This window comes from Pseudaestuariivita sp. (assembly GCF_052825805.1).
In genome coordinates this window covers 235,776-258,064 of record NZ_JBRBVB010000013.1, presented here as the reverse complement: position 1 = coordinate 258,064, position 22,289 = coordinate 235,776, and the positions used below count along the sequence as shown (strand labels likewise).

Below are 22,289 nucleotides of genomic sequence, written 5' to 3'. Positions count from 1 at the left end.
TGCGCCTGACATGGCACGCGGCGTCCCTGGCTTCTTCTGGCTATAAATATCCAAATTCCAACGTTTCAGCCCGCGCTGCGGCCGGAAAATGAAGTCACTTCAAGTACAGCATCGGATCCACGGCGTCCGTTCCATCCCGCACTTCGAAGTGCAGGAACGACGGGTTCGTGTCCGCGACCTTTGCGATCGTCTGCCCTCGGCTCACGCGGTCGCCCTTCTGGACCGAAATCCCCTCGACGTTGAGGTAGACCGTGAGGATCGAGCCTGCGTGCTTGATCACGATGAACTTGGCCTGGTCGGCGGTCGAGGTGACGTGGCCGACCGTCCCGGCATCTGCCGCCTTGACGGCAGTGCCGGCGGCGGCGCCGATGTCGATGCCGTCGTTCTTGCCCTTGGAAAACGCGCGGATGATGCGGCCGGTGACCGGCATGACCATCGCGGCGTCCGCGCTTTGTGCCGGGGCATTGGCGCCGAGGTCGGGCGCGGCGGGTGTTGCCACGGGGGCGGCGGCGGAGACGTCTTCGTCCGGCAGAGGCTGCGCTGCCGAGGGAGGCGTGGGGGTCGGGGTGCCCGATCCCGGGCGCGGCGTGTCGTTCGAGGAGGCCGGTGTCGGGGCGGTGTCCGCGGTCACCGGGATGATCAGCTTTTGCCCTTCGCGCACGGCATAGTCGACGCCGAGACCATTCCAGTCCGCAAGCGCCCGGACGGGCACGTCGTAGAGCCGAGCTATGGTGTAGGCCGTCTCGCCCCGTTCCACGGTGTGCCGTGTGGGTTCCGGGCCGGTCTGGATCGGGCCGAGCGAGGCGGTCTGGATCGGGGTCGGCGCTGCGCTGTCGATCGCGCCGGAGGCGAGGTCCGTGACGCTTTGCTGGGTCTCAGCGGCGACGGGGCGGGGCAGGGCGACGATCTCGCCCTTGCGCAGGATGTCATCTGGCTCGATCCCGTTGAAGCGCGCCAGTGCGTTCACGTCCGCGCCCACGCGGGCGGCGAGCGTCGTGAGCGTGTCGCCGCGCTGGGCCACCGCCACCTGATAGGTCGGGTAGGAGATCACGCCGAGACTGTCGGGATCAGGCCGGTCGATCACCGCGTTGCGCGCCGCCTCGGAGGTGTCGAACTTGTTCTGCGAGAGTTTGCCGCGCAGGTCGAAATCCATCGGCTGGTCGCCGCAGGCCGCAAGAGCGAGGAGCGCGGAGCCGGCGAGCGCGAGCCTCAGGCGGGCCGCCTTTCCGCTGGAGCGTGAAAAGCGGGCGGGCGTCTGGGCGGTCGTTTGGGCGGTAAACGGCATGGGCCTGATCCTGTGCATCCTCATGCAGCGCTCCCATGTTGGTCCGGGGCTGCTGCGCCTGTCTCGGGGGCCACCCGCGCGGGCGCGCGGCGGCGGTTCATTCTTCGCGGCTGACGCCTTCGACCAGGGGCACGAAACGGACCGGCCGCAGCTCGTTATAGTCAAAGCCCGTCTCCGAGCGCGTGACCCGGATCAGGTGCTGCACGGCGTCCGACTGGCCCACCGGCACGACCATGATACCGCCGATTTTGAGTTGCGCCAAGAGCGGGCCGGGCGGGTCCTCGGCAGCTGCGGTCACAAGGATACGGTCAAAGGGCGCCTGGTCCGGCAGCCCGTGCGAGCCGTCGGCGGTCAGCGCAGTGATGTTGGTGATGTCGAGCCCGTCAAAGATCACGCGCGCCTCGCGCACAAGGCGCGGGTGGCGGTCGACCGTGTAGACCCGGCGCGCGAGCTGGCTGAGCACGGCGGCCTGGTAGCCCGAGCCGGTCCCGACTTCGAGCACCTTGTCGCGCGGGCTGACGTTCAGCGCTTGCGTCATCAGGCCCACAACCGAGGGCTGTGAGATCGTCTGGCCGCAGGCGATCGGCAGCGGCATGTCGTCATAGGCGCGGTCCGCGAAATGCCCGCGAATAAACGGCCCCCGGTCAATTTTCTCCATCGCGTTCAGCACCTTGGCATCCGTCACGCCGTGCGAGCGGAGAGCAAAGAGGAACTGCATCTGGATTTCCGGGGTCAGCGCCATGACGTATCTGCGCCTAGTCCGGCAAGAGGTCGTGCGCGGTGAGATCCGCGCGCATCGGCGTGATCGAGATCCACCCATCGAGGTTGACCGCCGCGTCCGTGCCCTCGGGCCCGGGGCCGTGCTGGTTGCCGCCGCCGATCCAGACGAACGACCGCCGGTTCGGGGCGTCCGCCAGTGTGCCCGAGAAATTCACGTCGGGCCTGCGCCCTTGCGGCACCCATCGGCTGCCCTTGACGGCGGCGGCAGGCACAGGCGGGACGTTCACGTTGTAGAATGGCACGTATCCCGCCTTGCTGGCATCATTCCGCGCAAGAATGTCGCGCACAACGTCCGCACCGTGCGCGGCGGAGGCTTCGAAGGGGTCCTCGAGCCGAACGTTGTCAGGGCCGTAGTACTGTGAGAGTGCAATCGACGGCACGCCCTGCAAGGCGCCCTCCATCGCCGCGCCAAGCGTGCCGGAGTAGAGCGCGTTTTCTGCCGAGTTGTTGCCCCGGTTCACGCCTGACAGGATCAGGTCTGGGAGGGTGCCCTCCATGAAAACATGCAAAGCGGTGATGACGCAATCGGCGGGGCATCCGTCGACGGCAATGCGGCGCGCGGAGATCTGCTCGTAGCGGACGGGCCGGGTGTAGCTGATGCAATGCCCGACGCCCGACTGCTCGGTCATGGGGGCGACGGTCCAGATCTCGCCGCCAAGCTCTGCCGCGATCGCCTCGAGCGTGGCGAGGCCCGGGGCGGTGATCCCGTCGTCGTTGGTCAGGAGTATGCGCATCGGGGTGCGGGCCTTGGCTGGGGGCAGGGTGCTTCGGCTCTAGCCGAGCGCGCCAAGCGGGGCAAGCGCGACCCTAGCCAAGCACGTCCGGCAGCAGCGCCTTGGCCACGTCGTTGGCGGTCACAAGCGTGCTCTGGTCTTCGCCGGGGTGGAACCGCCCGCGCGTGGGGGTCGCCATGGGGGGCGGGGCGAGGATCTTCACCTGCGGCCCGGTGCGCGCCGTCTCGGCCTGCCAGGACCGGGCAAAGGCCATCTGCGCCGCCTTGCTCGCGCCATACGCGCCGAAGAATTTGTGACCCGCTTTGTCATCGTCAAAGAAGACCGCCCGCCCGTCTGTGCCGAGGAGCGGCGCGATATAGGCGATCAGCGTCGCAGTCGCCGCGATGTTGGTGTCGATCGAGCGGGTGATGTCCTTGGGGTCGGGCGAGGTGACCGGCGCGAGCGAGGCCGGGTAGATCGCCGTGTGCACCCAAAGCGCCAGTTTTCCCCAACGGTCGAAGAGGCTGCGGCAGAGCGTGGCCATCGCATCGGCGTTGGTGATGTCCATCGGCGCCAGCGTGGCCGAGCCACCCGCCGCCTGGATGCGGTCGTCGAGCGCCTCGAGCGAGCCGGTGGTGCGGGCCACGGCGACGATGTGGTGCGTGGCGCTGAGCTCGAGCGCGAGCGCCGCGCCGAGGCCGCGCGAGGCGCCGGTTACGAGGGCCAAGGGAAGTTCTGTCATGCGCGCGCCTTGCCAGAAGTGACAGGTTAGCGCAAGCATGGGGCCACGCGTGCTGTGGGCTGTTGACAATGCAGCCGCAGCATCAAACAACGCGAGCTAGGATTGGGACACACCCGTCAGATGAGGGATCAGACATGCAGACTTCCACCACGCTGAGCCGTGCCGTCACGGGCACCGACGCGCTCTGGGCCAAGACGGCCCTCGTTCTGGCCGCTTCGTGGCTTGTGGCGCTGGCCGCGCAGGTCTCGATCCCGATGTGGCCGGTGCCGATGTCGCTGCAGACGCTTGCAGTGCTCACGGTCGGCTTTGTGCTGGGCGCGCGCATGGGCGCGGCGGCGCTGGGCCTGTACCTTGCCTATGGCGCGGCGGGCCTGCCGGTCTTTGCCGGCGGCAAGGCGGGTCTGGCGTGGCTCTTTGCGGGGCCGACCACGGGCTTTCTCTTCGGCTTTGTCCTGATGGCGTTTATCGCCGGTCTCGCGGCGGACCGGGGCGCGCGCGGCGTTGTGGTGCTGGCGCTGACCGGCCTCGTGGCGACGGTCGCGCTCTATATCCCGGGCGTGCTCTGGCCGATGGCCGTGGCCGGCGTGTTTGGCGTCGAAGGCGGCTGGGTCGGCACAACGGCGGCGTCGCTCTGGGCAGGCTGGGTCAGCCCCTTCATCGCCGGTGACGTCATCAAGGCCGTGCTGGCCGCGCTGGTCGTCGCGGGCGGCTGGAGCCTCGTGAAACGCTGAAGCAGGGATGGGTGAAATCACCCATCCTACGCGAACGCCCAAAAGTAGGATGCGGTGCTTGCACCCATCCTCGCCCAAGCCCCGCCCGCGTAGGTCGGGGCTTTTCTTTTTCTGCTGCCCGTGAGATAGCGCAGCGTCAATCGAAACTCCCACCCCAAGAGGTCTGCCATGGAGATTCGCGAGGCGCTCACCTTCGACGACGTCCTGCTTGTTCCCGCGGAAAGCTCGGTGCTGCCCGCCACCGCCGACACGCGCACGCGCGTGACACGCAGCATCGACCTCAACATCCCGCTTTTGAGCTCGGCGATGGACACGGTGACCGAGGCGCGCATGGCGATTTGCATGGCGCAGGCCGGCGGCATGGGAGTCCTGCACCGCAATCTCGACGTCGATGAGCAGGCCCGCCAAGCGCGCCGCGTCAAACGGTTTGTCTCGGGCATCGTCTACAATCCGATCACCCTGACGCCCGACCAGACGCTGGCCGATGCCAAGGCGCTGGCCGAACGCTACCGCCTCACGGGCTTTCCCGTGGTCGGCCCGGACGGGCGCGTGGTGGGCATCGTGACCAACCGCGACATGCGCTTTGCCACCGATGACGACACGCCCGTGCGCGTGATGATGACGACCGAAAACCTCGCCGTGATGACCGAGCCCGCCAACCGCGAGGACGCCAAGAGCCTGATGAAGGCGCGCCGGATCGAAAAGCTGCTTGTGACCGACGGGAGCGGCAAGCTCACCGGCCTTTTGACGCTCAAGGACCTCGAACAGGCGGTGCTCAACCCCGTGGCGTGCAAGGACGAACTGGGCCGGCTCCGCGTCGCGGCGGCCTCGACCGTCGGCGATGCGGGCTTTGAACGCTCGGAGGCGCTGGTCGATGCGGGCGTCGACATGATCGTGATCGACACCGCGCACGGCCATTCCGAGGGCGTCGCCAAAGCCGTCGAGCGCACCAAGCGTCTCTCGAACGACGTGCAGGTCGTGGCTGGCAACGTGGCCACGGGCGAGGCGACCCGGGCGCTGATCGGCGCAGGCGCGGATGCGATCAAGGTCGGGATCGGCCCGGGCTCCATCTGCACCACCCGCATGGTTGCAGGTGTCGGCGTGCCGCAGCTGACCGCCATCATGGACTGCGCCGAGGCTGCCGGGGATACACCTGTCATCGCCGACGGCGGGATCAAGTTCTCGGGCGACTTTGCCAAAGCCATCGCCGCCGGCGCCTCCTGCGCCATGGTGGGCTCGATGATCGCAGGTACGGACGAATCTCCGGGCGAAGTCATCCTCTACCAAGGCCGCTCCTTCAAAGCCTATCGGGGCATGGGCTCGATGGCCGCCATGGCGCGCGGCTCGGCGGACCGATATTTCCAAAAGGACGCCGCCTCTGACAAGCTCGTGCCCGAAGGTATCGAAGGCCAGGTGCCCTACAAAGGTCCCGCGGGCGCGGTGGTGCACCAGCTTGTGGGTGGTCTCCGCGCGGCCATGGGCTACACCGGCAATGCCACGGTCGAGGAGATGCGCACGCGCTGCTCCTTCGTCAAGATCACCGGCGCCGGGCTCAAGGAAAGCCACGTGCACGACGTGCAGATCACCCGCGAAAGCCCCAATTATCGCGTGATGTGAGCGCGGCTGTGCCACGCTCGACCTTCACGCTGGAAGCCCTCCGCAAGGTGCCGCACACATGATCCCCGGCGCGCGCATCCAGGCCGCCATCGAGGTTCTCGATGCCATCACCGATGGCGCGCCCGCCGAGCAGGCACTCACCCGCTGGGCACGCGCGAACCGCTATGCAGGGTCCAAGGACCGCCGCGCCGTGCGCGACCATGTCTTTGACGCGTTGCGGGTCAAGGCGCTCGCCGCGCACCTCGGCGGCCGCGCAACCGGTCGCGGCCTCATGCTCGGCACGCTCCGGGCGCAAGGCACTGACCCGAAAGCGTTTTTCACCGGGGACCGTTTCTGCCCGGCACCTTTGTCCGAGGCTGACGGCCCGCGCGAGACTGACCCGGACGTGGCCGCCCGCTGGAACTTGCCACCCTGGCTGGTGAAGGCGTTTCAAACCGCGCTCGGACCGCAAGCCGAGGCCGAGGCCCTCGCGCTGCAGACGCGCGCGCCGCTGTTTGTGCGCGTCAACCGGTTGAAAACTTCTCCAGACACGGCCGTCAAAGCGCTCGCGGATGAGGGGATCGCCGCCCGTCCGCACCACGCCGCACCCGATGCGCTGGAGTTGATCGAGGGCGGCCACCGCCTCCGCCAGACGCGCGCCTTTCTGGACGGTCTGGTGGAGCCACAGGACGTGCACAGCCAGGCGGCCGTTGCCGCATTGCCCGACGTCGCCGGCTCCATCCTCGACACTTGCGCTGGGGGAGGCGGCAAGACCCTCGCGCTCGCGGCGCGCTACGGCAAACCCGTCGACGCCTGGGACATCGACCCGCGTCGGATGCGGGACATCCCCGCCCGTGCCGCGCGCGCCGGCGCCCGCATCACGTGCCTCGCGGAGCCGCCCTCCAAAAGCTACGCCCTCGTCTTTGCGGACGCGCCCTGTTCCGGCTCGGGCGCCTGGCGGCGCAGCCCGGACGCCAAGTGGCGCCTCACCCTGGACGATCTCACGCGCCTCGAAACCGCGCAGGATGCCGTCCTCGACGCCGCCGCCGCCCGCGTCGCCGAAGGAGGCGTCCTCGCCTACGCAACCTGCTCGATGCTTGCCTGCGAAAATGGCGACCGCGTCCGCGCCTTTGTCGCCAGACACCCTCGGTGGACGTGCCTCAGCGACAGGTCCTGGCGCGTGTCAGAGGGCGGAGACGGCTTTTACCTCGCGCTCCTGACCCGCAGCTGACCGGTCGCGCCCGAGCACTAACCTCTTGTGCAAGCTCGCAACTCACCTAAAGGGAGAGTTGATCGAAGTTTTGCAACCGGGCAAAAACCGTGCCATCTTTAATCCGCCCTTAACGGGTCGTGCGCTTTAACAGCTCCATGCGACTCGCACCGCGCCACGCGGGTCGCGCTGACATGCTGCGCCACGCCCTGAAACTGACGCGGAGAAAGATGCTGCGCAACAAAGGAAGAGACCGCCCGTGACGATGGTGATGCGCCCCCACACCGGCCCCGTGCCGGTGCGTCTGCTGCGGTGGCGCAAGATTGTCAGCCTGTCGGTGGTGTGCCTGCTGCTGCTCCTCGCGGCGGCCTTCATGCCCTACCAACGGGCGCAGATCGGGCTTTACGCCGGGGTGCTGACGCTCTCGGCCATCGTGATCGCGCTCGGCGTGCGTGAGGGGTGGCTGCGGTTCCTGCAACTGCGCACCAGCGGCGCGATCGGCGCCTTTGTCCTCAACGATGCCGCCATGTGCCTTGTGTGCGACGACACTGGCGAGGTGCGGTTTGCCAACAGCACCGCGCGGCGCAGTCTGGGCGGCCATGCCCGCCCGACGCTCTCGGCGCTCCTGAACCCGATCGTCGCAAACCCCTCGCCACTCATTGCCCGCCTGCAGGCCCGGGCAGAGGCGCACGGCGCCGGGCTCGAAGATGTCATCGTCGGCCGTTCGCATCACCGCCTCAGCGTCACCCGCGTCGGGCCCGCGACGTTCCTGTGGCGCTGCGAGGAGTTCAACCCGGACCGCCCCGCAACACCGCTCCCCGATCAGGCGGACCTGCCGCTGGTGACCATCGGGCGCAACGGCGCGGTCCTTCACATGAACCCCGCCGCGCGGGACATGATCGGCAAACGCGTCAAGCTGCTCGAGCAGATGCTCGTCAGCCCGCCTCTGCGCCCCGGCGAAGTCAACGCGATCCACACCGAGGACGGACAGGCGCACTGCCTTGTGGGTGAGCTTTCGTCGCGCCCGGGTCGGCGCGAATATTACTTCCTGCCGGGCGTCGAGCCGCGCACGCCCGAGACCCGCGACCCGGTGGCCTTTGAAGAGCTGCCCGTGCCGATGCTCAAGATCGCCAAGGACGGCACCGTCCTGCGCGCCAATGCCGAGGCCGGGCGGCTCCTCGGGCGCGCCGACGTGCAGGGCCAGCCCATCGGTGGCCTCATGGAGGGGCTTGGCCGCTCGATCCCCGATTGGCTCGAGGAATCGATCACCGACCGCGCCTCGCACCACACCGAATTTTTGCGCGTCCAGCGCGACGACCGAGAGGTCTTCGTGCAGGTCACGCTCAAGCGCACGATCGAACAGGGCGAGCCCGGTCTCGTTGCCGTGCTCAACGACGCCACCGAGCTCAAGACGCTCGAGGCGCAGTTCGTGCAGAGCCAAAAGATGCAGGCCATTGGCCAGCTCGCCGGCGGCGTGGCGCACGACTTCAACAACCTTTTGACTGCGATTTCAGGCCATTGCGACCTACTGCTGCTCAAGCATGACCAGCAGGACAGCGACTACGCCGACCTCGTGCAAATCCACCAGAATGCCAACCGCGCGGCCTCGCTTGTCGGCCAGCTGCTCGCGTTTTCGCGCAAGCAGACGCTGCGGCCCGAGATCCTCGACCTGCGCGAATGCGTCTCCGACATGGCCCATCTGCTCAACCGGCTGGTGGGCGAACGGGTTCAGCTCAAGCTGCTGCACGGCCCCGACGTCGCCTCGATCCGCGCGGACCGCCGCCAGCTCGAGCAAGTGATGATGAACCTTGTCGTAAACGCCCGCGACGCCATGCCGGAGGGCGGCGAGATACGGATCGAGACCGAGCACCACGTGCTCACCGTCCCGCTCGAGCGCGAACGCGCCGTCGTCCCGCCCGGCGCCTATGTCGCGATCCGCGTCATCGACGAAGGCCACGGCATCCCGGCCGACAAGCTGCAAAAGGTCTTCGAGCCCTTCTTCACCACCAAGCGCACCGGCGAGGGCACTGGGCTTGGCCTCTCGACCGTCTACGGCATCGTCAAACAGACGGGCGGTTTCATCTTTGTCGAGTCGCGCCTCAACGTCGGGACCGAATTCACGGTGCTCCTGCCCGCCAACGCAGAAGGCGCAGAAAGCGCCGAAGCGCAAAGCCCCGCCGCCAAGGCACCGACGACCGCCCGCGCGGGCGAAGGCTCGGTGCTGCTGGTCGAGGATGAGGCGCCCGTCCGCGCCTTCGCCTCCCGCGCGCTGCGCCTGCGCGGATACACGGTGGTCGAGGCCGACAGCGCCGAGACCGCGCTGGACCTTCTCGAGGACGCCGCGCTCGAGATCGACCTTTTTGTCACCGACGTGGTCATGCCCGGCCTCGACGGGCCGACCTGGGTGCGCAAGGCGCGCGAGACGCGGCCCGATGTGAGCGTGATCTTTGTCTCGGGCTATGCCGAGGACGCGCTGACCGACAGCCAGCAAAAGGTGCCGAACTCGACGTTCCTGCCCAAACCCTTTTCACTCGGTGAATTGACCGACGCCGTGCACCGTCAGCTCTGCTGATCGGTGCCGATCTCTTCCCAGAGCGCGAAGTCGTCCGCATGCCGCCGCCGCAGTTTCCGCTCGAGGCCGGGGTCCAGCGACAGCTCCATCTGCGGAGACACGTTCCGCTGCTCGGTCTCGAGCGTCACGTTCAGCCGCGCTTCGAGAAAGCGCCTCAGCCGCCCCTGTTCTTCGTAGCGGAAAAGGTAGGTCGCCCGCGTCCCGTTCGGTCGCGGTTCCAGGAACTTGGCCTGCGAGCCAACGTTCGCAAAGGCCGGCCGCTCCTTTTCCAGATAGGCCGCAACAAAGTCGTCAAAGGTCACGCCATGCGTCGAGTTGGGTTTGCCTTCCATGAATGGACGCCGGCGAAAGCGGTACCAGCTCCCCAGCCATGAAATCGGCTCGCGCACGACCGCCAGCGACTCCATGTCCGGCGCACCGTTCTTTTCGAACATCGGCCTGAAGAAACGGTTATATCGATAAATCGGCGCGTGCTTGAGTTCGGGCGGGTTCGACACCACGATGTCCGCCCTCGGCCCCAGCGCGCTTTCGTAAGCGGTGCTGCCCGTCTTGGGCACCGCCAGAAACACCAGCCGCTCTTTCCAGAACACCAACATGCACCGCACCTCGCCAATTTATTTTGAGCGTAGGTATCACGGTGCTGCGACGCTCGCACCGGGCATGGGATCGGGAGGGCTTGAACTGAGTCCCGCGCGCCACGATTCCAGCGCCGCGCAAAGTGGCAGAGCGGCCCTTCGGGGAGGATATTTATCCGCCAGAAGAAGCTGGGAGGGACCTCGTCACTTCTTCTGGCCCAAAATATCCCCGCCGGAGGCTTCGGCGATTGGCCACTTTCTCGGACATCGACGAAAAAAAGTGCGCGCGTCGTAGCGGCGTCAATCATTCCTTAAGCCAACGCGCGCAGGGTGAGATGGCAACAAAACCCTTGCCATGTTCTCTTTTTGGTCTCATTAAGGTTAATAAGAACAAGGCAAGAACATGGCGGTGATTGCCGCCCGGGGCGGCGTGTGGAATAAGGACGCAAACGATGGCAACGGCAGACCTATTGACGATGAGCTCGAAAGCAGACGCAAACAAGCAAAAGGCGCTCGACAGCGCGCTGGCGCAGATCGAACGGCAGTTCGGCAAGGGGTCGATCATGAAGCTGGGCGGCGAAAATGCCGTGCAGGAGATCGAGGCAACCTCGACGGGCTCGCTGGGCCTCGACATCGCGCTGGGCATCGGCGGTCTGCCGAAAGGGCGGATCATCGAGATTTACGGCCCGGAAAGCTCCGGCAAGACAACGCTGACACTGCATTGCGTGGCAGAAGAGCAAAAGAAAGGCGGCGTCTGCGCTTTTGTCGATGCTGAGCACGCGCTCGACCCGCAATACGCGCGCAAGTTGGGCGTGGACCTCGACGAGCTCTTGATTTCGCAGCCGGACACCGGCGAGCAGGCGCTCGAGATCACGGAGACGCTGGTGCGCTCGGGTGCGGTGAACATGGTTGTCGTCGACTCGGTGGCGGCGCTCACGCCGCAAAAGGAGCTCGAAGGCGACATGGGCGACAGCGCGCCGGGCCTGCAGGCGCGCCTGATGAGCCAGGCGATGCGCAAGCTGACGGCGGCGATCTCCCGTTCGAATTGCATGGTCATCTTCATCAACCAGATTAGGATGAAGATCGGCGTGATGTTCGGCTCGCCCGAAACGACGACGGGCGGCAACGCGCTCAAGTTCTACTCGTCCGTGCGTCTCGACATCCGCCGCATCGGGTCGATCAAGGATCGCGACGAGGTTGTGGGCAACCAGACCAAGGTCAAGGTGGTCAAGAACAAGGTGGCGCCGCCCTTTAAGGTGGTCGAGTTCGACATCATGTACGGCGAGGGCATCTCGAAGATGGGCGAGCTTCTGGACCTGGGCGTCAAGGCGGGCGTGGTCGAGAAGTCCGGCTCGTGGTTCAGCTATGGTGACGAACGGATTGGTCAGGGCCGTGAGAACGCCAAGAATTTCCTGCGCGAAAACAAGCGTGTGGCGCTTGAGATCGAGGACAAGATCCGCGCGGCACATGGGCTCGATTTCGATATGCCCGAAGATGAACGCGGGGCGGATGACGACATCCTCGAGGCGTGACGGTCGCTGACGGGGACAGCAGAAACCCCCACGTTTCGGACGCGGAACGGAGAATACTCGGAGCGGGGCGGCCTGACGGGGCCGCCTCGCTTCGTTTTGGCGGTTTTCCTTGGCCTGTGCCTGCCCTAGAACGCGGAACAGACGCGAGAAAAGGGCTGCGCCATGCCGACGATGAACGAGATCCGCTCGACCTTCCTGAGCTACTTTGAAAAGCAGGGCCACGCGGTGGTCCCGTCGAGCCCGCTTGTCCCGCGCAACGATCCGACGCTGATGTTCGTGAACTCCGGGATGGTGCAGTTCAAGAACCTCTTTACCGGCCTGGAAAGGCGCGACTACGTGCGGGCGACAAGCTCGCAGAAATGTGTGCGGGCGGGCGGCAAGCACAACGATCTCGACAATGTCGGGTACACGGCGCGGCACCATACGTTCTTTGAAATGCTGGGGAATTTCTCGTTCGGCGATTACTTCAAGACCGAGGCGATCCCGTTTGCCTGGGAGCTGATCACGCGCGATTTCGGCATCCCCAAGGACAAGCTTTACACAACCGTTTACCATACCGACGACGAAGCGTTCGAGATTTGGAAGAAGGTGGGCGTGCCGGAAAGCCGGATCATCCGCATCGATACGTCCGACAACTTTTGGCAGATGGGCCCGACGGGGCCGTGCGGGCCGTGTACCGAGATCTTCTATGATCACGGCGATCACATCTGGGGCGGACCTCCGGGCTCGCCCGAGGAGGACGGCGACCGGTTCATCGAGATCTGGAACATCGTCTTCATGCAGAACGAGCAGTTCGAGGACGGCTCGATGCGCGCGCTTGACATGCAATCGATCGACACCGGCATGGGGCTCGAGCGGATCGCAGCGCTGCTGCAGGGTTCGAACGACAATTACGACACCGACACGATGCGGGCGCTGATCGAGGCGAGCGCGGATGCGACGTCGAGCGAGCCGGACGGTCCGGGCAAGACGCACCATCGGGTGATCGCGGATCACCTGCGCTCGACCTCGTTCTTGATGGCCGATGGCGTGATGCCGTCGAATGACGGGCGGGGGTATGTGCTGCGCCGGATCATGCGCCGCGCGATGCGGCACGCGCATTTGCTTGGCGCCAAGGACCCGCTGATGCACCGTCTGGTGCCGGCGTTGGTGCAGCAAATGGGGCAGGCGTACCCTGAGCTTGGTCAGGCGCAGGCGCTGATCACCGAGACGCTCAAGCTCGAGGAAACGCGGTTCAAAGCGACGTTGGACCGGGGGCTCAAGTTGCTCGACGACGAGCTTGGCGCCCTTGATGAAGGCGCGGATTTGCCGGGCGAGACGGCGTTCAAGCTATATGACACCTACGGCTTCCCGCTCGATCTGACGCAGGATGCGCTGCGCGAAAAGGGACGTGGCGTCGATACCGAGGGCTTTGACGCGGCCATGGCCGAGCAAAAGGCGAAGGCGCGCGCGGCCTGGTCCGGCTCGGGAGATGCGGCGGATGCGGCGATCTGGTTCGACCTTGCAGAGGCGCATGGCGCGACGGATTTCCTCGGGTACGACACCGAGCAGGCCGAAGGGCAGGTGCTCGCGCTGGTGCAGGACGGGTCCGAGACGGACCTGGCAAAGGCCGGCGAGGCCGTGCAGGTCGTGCTGAACCAGACGCCTTTCTACGCCGAAAGCGGCGGGCAGGTGGGCGACGAAGGCACACTCACCACAGACACGGGCAAGGCGCGGATCACGGACACGCGCAAGGTTGCGGGCGTCTTTATCCACGTGGCCGAAGTGACCGAGGGCGAGATCGCCAAGGGCGCGGCGGCGGTGCTGGCGGTCGATCATGCGCGGCGCAACGCGATCCGGGCCAATCACTCCGCGACGCACCTGCTGCACGAGGCGCTGCGCAATGCGCTCGGCGAGCACGTCGCGCAGCGCGGCTCGCTCAATGCCGAGGACCGTCTGCGGTTCGATTTCAGCCATACCAAGGCGCTGAGCCTCGATGAGCTGAAACAGGTTGAGCAGGAGGTGAACGCCTATATCCGCCAGAATTCGAGCGTCGAGACGCGCATCATGACGCCCGACGACGCGCGGGCGATCGGGGCGCAGGCGCTCTTTGGCGAGAAGTACGGCGACGAGGTGCGTGTGGTCAGCATGGGCCAGGCCCAGACCGGCAAGGGGCAGGACGGCCAGACCTACTCGATCGAGCTCTGCGGCGGCACGCATGTGCGCCAGACGGGCGACATCGGTGTGTTCGTGACGCTTGGCGACAGCGCCAGCAGCGCGGGCGTGCGCCGGATCGAGGCGCTGACAGGGGCGGCGGCGTTCGACTACCTCAGCGCGCAGGACCACCGGATGGCCGCTCTCTCGCTCGAGCTCAAGGCGCAGCCGGGCGAGGTCGCGGACCGCGTGCGGGCGCTGATGGACGAACGCAAGGCGCTGACGAACGAGGTGGCGCAACTCCGGCGTGAGTTGGCGATGGCGGGGGGTGGCGGCGGCGCAGACCCGGCCGCCGAAGAGGTGAACGGCGTACAGTTCCTCGCGCAGGTGCTGACCGGCGTGACGGGCAAGGACCTGCCCCCGCTTATCGACGCGCACAAGGAGCGGATGGGCAAGGGCGTCGTGCTGCTGATCGCGGACACGGGCGGCAAGGCGGCGGTGGCGGCGGGCACGGCGGGTGTCGACGTCTCAGCGGTCGATGTGGTCAAGGCGGCGGTGGCGGAACTGGGCGGCAAGGGCGGCGGAGGCCGGCCGGACATGGCGCAGGGCGGAGGCCCGAGCGCGGACAACGCGGAGGCCGCCATCGCTGCTGCAAAACAGGTTTTGGGAGGATAAGATGCCAGCACTCTGGATCGCTCATGTGACCGTCACGGACGAGGCGGCCTACAAGAAATACGCCGCAGGCGCGACCGAGGCGATCGCCGCCCACGGCGGGACCTTCATCGCGCGTGGTGGGCGGTATGTGCAGCTCGAGGGCACCGACCGTCCGCGCAACGTGGTGGCCAGGTTCCCGGACCTCGAGACCGCCGAGGCATGCTACCGCAGCGACGCCTATCAGGCCGCGCTGGAGCATGCGCGCGGTGCGTCCCAACGTGAGTTGGTGATCGTGGAAACGTCCGAGTGACGCCCGTCCCGGACCTGATCCGGGACCTTTTTGCTACCTGCAGCGCTGATGAATGACGAGGCCCCGGGTCAAGCCCGGGGCGGGCATTTTGGGCAGCCGGGGTGCTAAGTTACTCGCAGGCGCCGACCAGGTTTTCGTACTGACGCGTGATCCAGCCCAGCGCCGCTTCGGGGTCCTGGTTCTCGATGTTGCCGGTGAACCGCGTGAAGACACGGGCCGAGCGACTTTCATCGATGATCGAGATGTTCTGCGCCGTCATGATCGTATCATAGACGAAAAAGGCGATGGCGATCAGCAGGATGCCGCGCGCCACGCCGAAGAGAAAGCCCAGCCCCTGGTCGAACACGCCGACCGACGAGCGCTGCACCACCGATGAAAAGAGCGGCGTGAAGAGCGACGAGATCACCAGAACGATTGCAAAGACCACCGCGAAGGCGGCGATGACCGCCAGCTCGCAACTGTCGGCGAGGAACCCGCCGATGACGGGGATCTCCTTAACCAGAGGCTCGATACTCGGCGCGAACATGAACGCCAGAATGGTCGCCAGCGCCCAGCCCGCAATCGCCAAAGCCTCGCGCACGAAGCCGCGCGAGTAGGCCAGAAGGGCGGACATCACCACGGTGAGCGCGACAACCCCGTCAACGATTGTGAAACCTTCCATCGCGCGCGCCTGCCTTGCTGTCGTTCCGCGTTACCCGGCGCCGAACACGTCGCCCACAAAGGCCGTCAGGTCCGACATCGTCATGATTGACATGCCCGGGACCGACAAAGCCTTGCTCGCCGTGGGCGCAATCGCCGACGTGAAACCAAGTTTTGCCGCTTCTTTCAACCGATTTTCCGCCTGAGAGACCGGCCGAAGCGCGCCGGAGAGCGATATTTCACCAAAGACAACCGACGCTTGTGGCAGCGCGCTGTCCTCGCGGGCGCTCAGCAGCGCGGCGGCGACGGCGAGATCGGCGGCGGGTTCGGTGATCTTCATCCCGCCCGCGACGTTGAGGTAGACGTCGAGCCCGGTGAAGGGCACGCCGCAGCGCGATTCGAGCACTGCGAGGATCATCGCGAGGCGCTGTCCGTCCCAGCCGACCACGCTGCGGCGGGGCTGGGCGTGCGGCGTCGGCGCGACGAGCGCCTGGATTTCGACCAGCATGGGCCGCGTGCCTTCGATCCCGGCAAAGACCGCCGCGCCGGGCGTCGAGCTGTCTCGGTCCCCGAGAAACAGCGCCGAGGGGTTGGCGACCTCCGTCAGCCCGCGCCCGGTCATCTCGAACACACCGATCTCGTCGGCGGGGCCAAAGCGGTTCTTGACCGCGCGCAGTATGCGGAACTGATGCCCGCGCTCGCCTTCGAAATAGAGCACGGTGTCGACCATGTGCTCGACCACGCGGGGACCGGCGATCTGCCCGTCCTTGGTCACGTGGCCGACGAGGATCACCGCCGTCCCGGTCCGTTTGGCAAACGTCGTCAGCTCGTGCGCCGCGGCGCGGACCTGGCTGACCGAGCCCGGAGCGGCCTCGACCGTGTCAAGCCACATGGTCTGGATCGAATCGACGATCGCGAGATCCGGCTTTTCCGCTTCGAGCGTTGTCAGGATGTTGCGCAGGTTGGTCTCGGCGGCGAGCTGCACCGGCGCGCCCTTGAGCCCGAGCCGCCCGGCGCGCATGCGCACCTGCGCAGAGGCTTCCTCGCCCGACACATAGACCGTTTTGAGCCCGGCCTGGGCAAAGGCAGCTGCGGCCTGCAAGAGCAGTGTGGATTTGCCGATGCCGGGATCGCCGCCGACGAGGCTTGCCGAGCCCGGCACCAGCCCGCCGCCGAGCACGCGGTCGAGCTCGGACAGGGCCGAGGTCGTGCGCGGCGGAGGCGCCTCGTCTGTGCTGAGATCGCCCAGCGCCACGGCGTTGCCGCGTCGTGCGCCGAGCGATTTGGCGCCCGGACCGGCGCTCAGCGGTTTTTCTTCGGAGATCGTGTTCCACTCGCCGCAGGCATCGCAGCGCCCTGACCATTTGGCCGTGCGCGCGCCGCAGGCGGAGCAGACAAAGGAGGTGACGGGTTTCGCGGCCATGCCTGTCTTGTGGACCGGCAGGCGCGCGGACACAACGGGTGGTGTGCGCCTTATTCGGCAGGCTCGCGCAGAAGCGGTGTGACGTTGCTGTTTTCAGCCTTGCCGGTCTTGGGCCGGCGTGGTTTTGCGGTGGCGCTGCGTTTCCTGGCGGTCGCCGTACGCGGCTTGGTGGGTGCGGGCTCTTCGGTTGTGACGGCCTTGAGCTTGGGGCCCTGTTTGGCGGCGGCCTGCACCGGGATGTCGCTGAGGTCTGAGAGCATGGATTCGGCGGCCATGCGCAGCTCCTCGACTTCGGTTTTGGTGGCGTAGCTGGCGGCCAGCGTCGCCTCGGTCCGGCTGCGAATGTCGGTCATCTCGCGCTTGGCGGTGTCGATGCGGCGGCGGATGCTCAGGAGCTCTTCGGTGCGCTCATCGAGGAAGTTGCGCGCGCGCGCCACGGCCTCGTCCGAATAGGTGGTGGCCAGGTCGCGGGAGGTCTCGCTCATCTGGGCGGAGACCTCGAGCACGCCAGCTTCGAGCGTCGCGAGATCGGGGTGATCGCGCAGGAACGCCAGCCGCTCGCGCACGCCGTCGAACTCGGAGGTCATGGTGAACACGCCCGTCCGGTCGGCCTGGTGGGCGACGTAATACGCTTTGGCCACGTCCTCCATCCGGATGTGGAAATTGCGATGCGAGGTTTCGAGCTGGAGGATGCGCTTGTTGGACGGCAGAAAGCTCGCCAGCCCGACGAAGAACGCGGCAACGGCGCCGATCAGCCAGGGACCAGCGTTGTGGGTGCCGAATTCGCCGAGATCGACCATGACCTCGGGCCAGGGCAGATAGCCTGCCAGGCCGGCTCCGAGGAGGGCGAGACTTGCAAGGGCCAGGAGGATGACGAGGCCGTACATGAAGATTTGCAGCACCCCGTGCGTAAGCCGGGCAATCTGGCGGAACATCTTCATCATCGGACCTCTGTTGGCAACTTTTCGCTTACCGCGTTAACCACTAGCGCGGCAGATAGGTTCCCGTGAGGTGAAATCAGGGCATTTTTCCCCTGTCGCAGGGTAGTCAGGAATTCCTTGCCTTTATTGTTTTCGCTGCGGAAACGGTGCCTTAGCTGAGGCGCGATTGTGCGGTTTTGGAGCGAAACGCCCGCCTTGCGATGGCCGGTCTGACGTCGCTTGCGGGAGCCTCCGGCGGGGATATTTTTAGCCAGAAGAAGCTGCTGGGGCTGTGCTTTGCGGCGGGCGTCGGCGGAAGTCAGCGTACCGCTTCGATGGGGCCGGTGGCGCGGCCGTGGATGAACTGGTCGACATGGGCGTCGCCGGATTGGTCGAGGTCGGCGATGAGGCCGGTCCATTGGATGCGGCCGGCGTGCAGCATGGCAACGCGGTCGGCGATGGTGCGTACCGAGGTCATGTCGTGGGTGATCGTCATCGTGGTCGCGCCCATCTCGGTGACGATCTCGCGGATGAGGTCGTTGATGACGCCGGACATGATCGGATCGAGCCCGGTGGTCGGCTCGTCGAAGAAGATGATGTCCGGCTCGGCGGCGATGGCGCGCGCGAGGCCGACGCGTTTTTGCATGCCGCCTGAGAGGTCGGCGGGAAAGAGGTCGGCGGTCTCAGGTGTGAGGCCGACGCGGCGCAGCTTCTCGATGGCGATCTCGCGGGCTTCGTGTTTGGGCCTGTCACGTAGGAGGCGGAAGGCGACGTTGCGCCAGACTGGCAGGCTGTCGAAGAGGGCGGCGCCTTGAAAGAGCATCCCGAAGCGGGCGAGCGTTTCGGGCGGCATGCCGGGTTTGCCGTCCACAGTGATCGTGCCACGGTCGGGGGTGACGAGGCCGAGCGCGCATTTGAGGGCGACGGATTTGCCGGTGCCGGAGCCGCCGATGATGACCATGGACTGGCCCGTGGCGACCTCGAGGTCGAGGCCGCGCAGGACCGCGTTTGATCCAAAGGATTTGTGCACGTCCCTGTAGCTGATCATGCCGCGAAGAACGCCTCTGTCAGCAGGTAATTGGCGGCGAGGATCAGCACAGAGGCGGAGACGACGGCGGATTTCGTGGCGGCGCCCACGCCTTCGGCGCCGCGGCCGGCGGTCATGCCGTGATAGCACCCCATGAGCGCGACGAGAAATCCGAAGACGGCGCCTTTGACGAGGCCGGAGAGCACGTCCCAGAGTTCGAGAAAGTCGACGGTGTTCTGCAGGTAGGCTGCCGGATTGAACCCGAGCCGCGTGATGCCAACCGCGTAGCCGCCGAAGATGCCGACGGCGTCTCCGACTGCGACGAGCACCGGTACGGTGAGGGTGGCGGCGACGAGGCGCGGCACGACGAGGTATTTGAGCGGGTTTGTTGAGAGCGTCACCAGGGCGTCGATCTGCTCGGTGACTTTCATCGTGGCGATTTCGGCGGCGATGGAAGAGGCGACGCGGGCGGCGACCATGAGCCCGCCCAGCACCGGTCCAAGCTCGCGCACCATGCCGATGGCGACGATGGAGGGCACGACCTCTTCGGCCGAGAACCGCGCGCCGCCGGCGTAGATTTGCAGCGCGAGCGCGGCGCCGGTGAAGAGCGCGGTGAGGCCGACCACAGGCAGCGAGAGCCAGCCAATCTGGAAGAGCTGTTGCGCGAGGGCCGGCAAGTAAAGCGGCGGGCGCAGGCAGTGCGAGAGGGCGGAGCCTGCAAAGAGCGTGACGCGCCCGACGGCGCCCAGCGCGCCGAGGACGGCTGCGCCGAGCATGCCCAGGGGTCGCAGCAGGGTGGTCACGAATAGTGCCGATCGTAGCGCGCGCCGAGGGAGGTGAGGACCTCGTAGCCGATGGTGCCGGCGGCGGTCGCAAAGGTGTCGACGCCTTGGTGCGCGCCGAGAATTGTCAGGTGGGTCGGCATGTCCGCCACGTCGGTCACGTCGACGGTGATGAGATCCATCGAGATGCGCCCGACGATAGGGCAGGGCACGTCATGCGCCCAGAGCGCGCAATTGCCACTGGCCGCGCGGATCAGGCCGTCGGCGTAGCCTGCGGCGACGGTAGCGACTTGCGTGTCGCGCGTGGCTGTGAAGGTGTTGCCGTAGCCCACGGTCTCTCCGGGTGCGACGGAGCGAACCTGTATGACGGGCAGGTCGAGTTGCACCACGGGGCGTGCCGCCTCGAACGGAAGCCCGCCATAAAGGCCGATGCCGGGGCGGGTGACGTCAAAGTGCAGGGCGGGTCCGAGAAGCGTGCCACCTGTCGCGGCAAGCGAGCGCGGGCAGCCAAGCCCTTGGGTCATCTCGAGAAACACCTGCAGCTGCTGGGCGTTCATCGGGTGTTCGGGCTCGTCCGCGCAAGCGAGGTGGGACATCACCAGCGTCGGCTTTTCGGCCTCGGCGATCTCGCGCAGAGCCGCCCATTCGGCGGGCTCCATCCCGAGGCGGTTCATGCCGCTGTCGAGCTGGATGCCGAAGGCGTGGCCGGGCAGCGCTTCGACATGGCGCAGCATCTGGTCGATGGAATTGAGGAGCGGCGTCAGCTGCGCGTCTCTCAGGGCCTCGGTGTCGCCGTCCATATGGCCGGAAAAGACGTTGATCTCGGGGCCGTGGCCGAGGGCCTTGCGCAAGGCGACGCCCTCTTCGGCGACAGCGACAAAGAAGCGGCGGACGCCGGCTTGCGCGAGGCGCGTGGCAACAGCCGCGGCACCGAGGCCGTAACCGTCCGCCTTGACGCAGGCGCCGGTTTCGACATGCGGGCCAGACAGACGGTCGAGCGCCTGCCAGTTGGCGGCGATTGCGTCGAGGCTGATAAAGAGACGTCCGGTGGCCATGCGGCCTTGTCCTGCGGCGCGCAGGCCTGGTCAAGGGGCGTTTGGCGGCGCTTGCGCGGCAGGCGGCGCTGCGCTCAGGCTCAGAACCCGACGTCGCCGCCGCCGCTGCCCGATTGCCAGGGTTTGACGAGGTTGCCGAAGCGGGTGAAGCGCCCCTCGAAGCTGAGCTCGACCGTGCCGATGGGACCGTGGCGCTGCTTGCCGATGATGACTTCGGCGCGGCCGTGAAGACGCTCCATCTCCTCCTGCCAGGTCGCCATCTTTTCGAGGTCGTGATCGCCGGGTTTCTCGCGTTCCTTGTAGTATTCCTCGCGGAAGACGAACATCACGACGTCCGCGTCCTGCTCGATCGAGCCGGATTCGCGCAGGTCGCTCAGCTGCGGGCGCTTGTCCTCGCGGTTTTCGACCTGACGCGAGAGCTGGGAGAGGGCGACGACGGGGATGTCGAGCTCTTTGGCGATGGCCTTGAGGCCCTGGGTGATTTCAGAGACTTCGTTGACGCGGCTGTCTTTGGCTGACGCTGGGCGCACGAGTTGCAGGTAGTCCACGATCAGCACGTCGAGGCCGTGGGTGCGCTTGAGCCTGCGGGCGCGGGCGGCGAGTTGCGAGATCGGCAGCGCGGGCGTGTCGTCGATGTAAAGCGGGCAGGCTTCGAGCGCCTTGGCGGCTTCGACGAAGCGGCGGAACTCGGCCTCGGTCATGTCGCCTTTGCGGATCTGCTCGGAGGGGACTTCGGCAGCTTCGGAGAGGATCCGGGCGGCGAGCTGCTCGGCGCTCATTTCGAGCGAGTAAAAGCCCACGACGCCGCCGTTCACCGCGCCTTCGGAGCCGTCATGCAGTGTGCCGCGCTGGTAGGCTTTGGCTATGTTGAAGGCGATGTTGGTGGCGAGCGACGTCTTGCCCATAGAGGGGCGGCCGGCAAGGATCAGAAGGTCCGAGCGGTGCAGGCCGCCCAGTTTCTTGTCCATGTCCTCGAGCCCCGTGGAGACGCCGGCAAGGCCGCCGTCCCGCTGGTAGGCGGCGTTGGCGACGTTCACGGCGTCGGTTACGGCCTTGAGGAAGGATTGGAAGCCGCTGTCGGTCTGGCCCTGCTCGCCGAGCTTGTAGAGCGCCTGTTCGGCGGCGACGATCTGCTCCTTGGGTTCGGACTGCACGTCGACCTTGGCGGCGCGGGCGCTGATGTCCTGGCCGAGGCCGATGAGCTCGCGCCGGATGGCGAGATCGTAGATCATCTGGGCGTATTCGCGCACGGCAAAGGCGGAGATGGCCATGGAGGCGAGGCGGGCGAGGTAGGTCTTGCCGCCGAGGACCTTGAGCCCTTCGTCGTCTTCGAGGAAGGCGGCGAGGGTGACGGGGGAGGCCAGGTTGTTCTTGGCAATGCGGGCGGCGGCGATCTCGAAGATGCGGCCGTGCACGGGATCGTAGAAGTGCTGGGGGCCGATGAGGCTGGCGACGCGGTCGTAGACGTCGTTGTTGGTCAGCACCGCGCCGAGGAGCTGCTGCTCCGCCTCGATGGAGTGCGGCATGACACCAGCGGCATCCGGGTCCGGCTTGGCCGGGTCTGCTGCGCGGAAAGCTGTCAGATCGTTCATAGTGCCGCTCGTCCCTTT

The 22,289-nt window shown here is 66.6% G+C and carries 19 protein-coding genes; 7 read left to right on the top strand and 12 right to left on the bottom strand.

The genetic code is table 11. The features are described 5' to 3' along the window. Positions 1-94 precede the first annotated feature (94 nt). From ACU0B3_RS15460 to ACU0B3_RS15445, 4 genes are all read right to left on the bottom strand, one after another. On the bottom strand, positions 95-1,285 hold the full coding sequence (locus tag ACU0B3_RS15460; RefSeq protein WP_446261768.1) for a peptidoglycan DD-metalloendopeptidase family protein: 1,191 nt from the start codon (positions 1,283-1,285) through the stop codon (positions 95-97). Positions 1,286-1,382: 97 nt separating this feature from the next. Beyond that, positions 1,383-2,027 (bottom strand): protein-L-isoaspartate(D-aspartate) O-methyltransferase, encoded by a 645-nt coding sequence (locus tag ACU0B3_RS15455; protein WP_446261767.1) that lies wholly within the window; start codon positions 2,025-2,027, stop codon positions 1,383-1,385. Between the two features lie 13 nt (positions 2,028-2,040). Continuing rightward, positions 2,041-2,799, bottom strand: a complete 759-nt coding sequence (gene surE, locus ACU0B3_RS15450) for a 5'/3'-nucleotidase SurE (RefSeq protein ID WP_446261766.1) — start codon at positions 2,797-2,799, stop codon at positions 2,041-2,043. A 73-nt stretch (positions 2,800-2,872) separates the two neighbouring features. Then, complete coding sequence (locus ACU0B3_RS15445) at positions 2,873-3,520, bottom strand: SDR family NAD(P)-dependent oxidoreductase (RefSeq protein WP_446261765.1); 648 nt, start codon at positions 3,518-3,520, stop codon at positions 2,873-2,875. 134 nt (positions 3,521-3,654) lie between these two features. Between ACU0B3_RS15445 and ACU0B3_RS15440 the strand changes: the two genes are divergently transcribed. From ACU0B3_RS15440 to ACU0B3_RS15425, 4 genes are all read left to right on the top strand, one after another. Then, positions 3,655-4,251: a biotin transporter BioY gene (locus tag ACU0B3_RS15440; protein WP_446261764.1), complete on the top strand. Its 597-nt coding sequence runs from the start codon at positions 3,655-3,657 to the stop codon at positions 4,249-4,251. A gap of 168 nt (positions 4,252-4,419) precedes the next feature. Then, a complete protein-coding gene (gene guaB / locus ACU0B3_RS15435; RefSeq protein WP_446261763.1) occupies positions 4,420-5,868 on the top strand; it encodes an IMP dehydrogenase in 1,449 nt (482 codons plus the stop codon). A 58-nt stretch (positions 5,869-5,926) separates the two neighbouring features. Beyond that, positions 5,927-7,078, top strand: a complete 1,152-nt coding sequence (locus ACU0B3_RS15430) for an RsmB/NOP family class I SAM-dependent RNA methyltransferase (RefSeq protein ID WP_446261762.1) — start codon at positions 5,927-5,929, stop codon at positions 7,076-7,078. Between the two features lie 244 nt (positions 7,079-7,322). Next, positions 7,323-9,629 (top strand): ATP-binding protein, encoded by a 2,307-nt coding sequence (locus ACU0B3_RS15425; protein ID WP_446261869.1) that lies wholly within the window; start codon positions 7,323-7,325, stop codon positions 9,627-9,629. Here the strand turns inward: ACU0B3_RS15425 and ACU0B3_RS15420 are convergent. Next, positions 9,617-10,225, bottom strand: a complete 609-nt coding sequence (locus tag ACU0B3_RS15420; protein ID WP_446261761.1) for a gamma-glutamyl kinase — start codon at positions 10,223-10,225, stop codon at positions 9,617-9,619. The genes ACU0B3_RS15425 and ACU0B3_RS15420 overlap by 13 nt on opposite strands. Positions 10,226-10,656: 431 nt before the next feature. Here ACU0B3_RS15420 and recA point away from each other — a divergent pair, with 431 nt between their 5' ends. The 3 genes from recA to ACU0B3_RS15405 all read left to right on the top strand — a co-directional run bounded on the left by recA (position 10,657) and on the right by ACU0B3_RS15405 (position 14,833). Then, the gene (gene recA, locus ACU0B3_RS15415) at positions 10,657-11,736 is read left to right on the top strand and encodes a recombinase RecA (protein ID WP_446261760.1); all 1,080 of its coding nucleotides are present in this window, start codon (positions 10,657-10,659) and stop codon (positions 11,734-11,736) included. A gap of 162 nt (positions 11,737-11,898) precedes the next feature. Continuing rightward, the gene (gene alaS, locus ACU0B3_RS15410) at positions 11,899-14,544 is read left to right on the top strand and encodes an alanine--tRNA ligase (protein ID WP_446261759.1); all 2,646 of its coding nucleotides are present in this window, start codon (positions 11,899-11,901) and stop codon (positions 14,542-14,544) included. Position 14,545: 1 nt separating this feature from the next. Continuing rightward, the gene (locus ACU0B3_RS15405) at positions 14,546-14,833 is read left to right on the top strand and encodes a DUF1330 domain-containing protein (RefSeq protein ID WP_446261758.1); all 288 of its coding nucleotides are present in this window, start codon (positions 14,546-14,548) and stop codon (positions 14,831-14,833) included. A gap of 109 nt (positions 14,834-14,942) precedes the next feature. Here ACU0B3_RS15405 and ACU0B3_RS15400 read toward each other — a convergent pair whose 3' ends face one another. The 7 genes from ACU0B3_RS15400 to ACU0B3_RS15370 form a co-directional block, all read right to left on the bottom strand. Next, on the bottom strand, positions 14,943-15,494 hold the full coding sequence (locus ACU0B3_RS15400; protein ID WP_446261757.1) for a CvpA family protein: 552 nt from the start codon (positions 15,492-15,494) through the stop codon (positions 14,943-14,945). 30 nt (positions 15,495-15,524) lie between these two features. Continuing rightward, a complete protein-coding gene (gene radA, locus ACU0B3_RS15395; protein ID WP_446261756.1) occupies positions 15,525-16,895 on the bottom strand; it encodes a DNA repair protein RadA in 1,371 nt (456 codons plus the stop codon). A gap of 50 nt (positions 16,896-16,945) precedes the next feature. Beyond that, a complete protein-coding gene (locus ACU0B3_RS15390) occupies positions 16,946-17,830 on the bottom strand; it encodes a DNA repair protein (protein WP_446261755.1) in 885 nt (294 codons plus the stop codon). Between the two features lie 304 nt (positions 17,831-18,134). Further along, positions 18,135-18,863 carry an ABC transporter ATP-binding protein gene (locus tag ACU0B3_RS15385; RefSeq protein ID WP_446261754.1) on the bottom strand — a complete coding sequence of 243 codons (729 nt, stop codon included), beginning with the start codon at positions 18,861-18,863 and terminating at the stop codon, positions 18,135-18,137. Continuing rightward, positions 18,860-19,618 carry an MlaE family ABC transporter permease gene (locus ACU0B3_RS15380; protein WP_446261753.1) on the bottom strand — a complete coding sequence of 253 codons (759 nt, stop codon included), beginning with the start codon at positions 19,616-19,618 and terminating at the stop codon, positions 18,860-18,862. Before ACU0B3_RS15380 ends, ACU0B3_RS15385 begins: the two co-directional genes overlap by 4 nt. A 23-nt stretch (positions 19,619-19,641) precedes the next feature. Then, entirely contained in the window at positions 19,642-20,679 is a 1,038-nt protein-coding gene (alr, locus tag ACU0B3_RS15375) for an alanine racemase (protein WP_446261752.1), read from the bottom strand. Between the two features lie 80 nt (positions 20,680-20,759). Beyond that, positions 20,760-22,271, bottom strand: a complete 1,512-nt coding sequence (locus ACU0B3_RS15370) for a replicative DNA helicase (protein WP_446261751.1) — start codon at positions 22,269-22,271, stop codon at positions 20,760-20,762. Positions 22,272-22,289 lie beyond the last annotated feature (18 nt).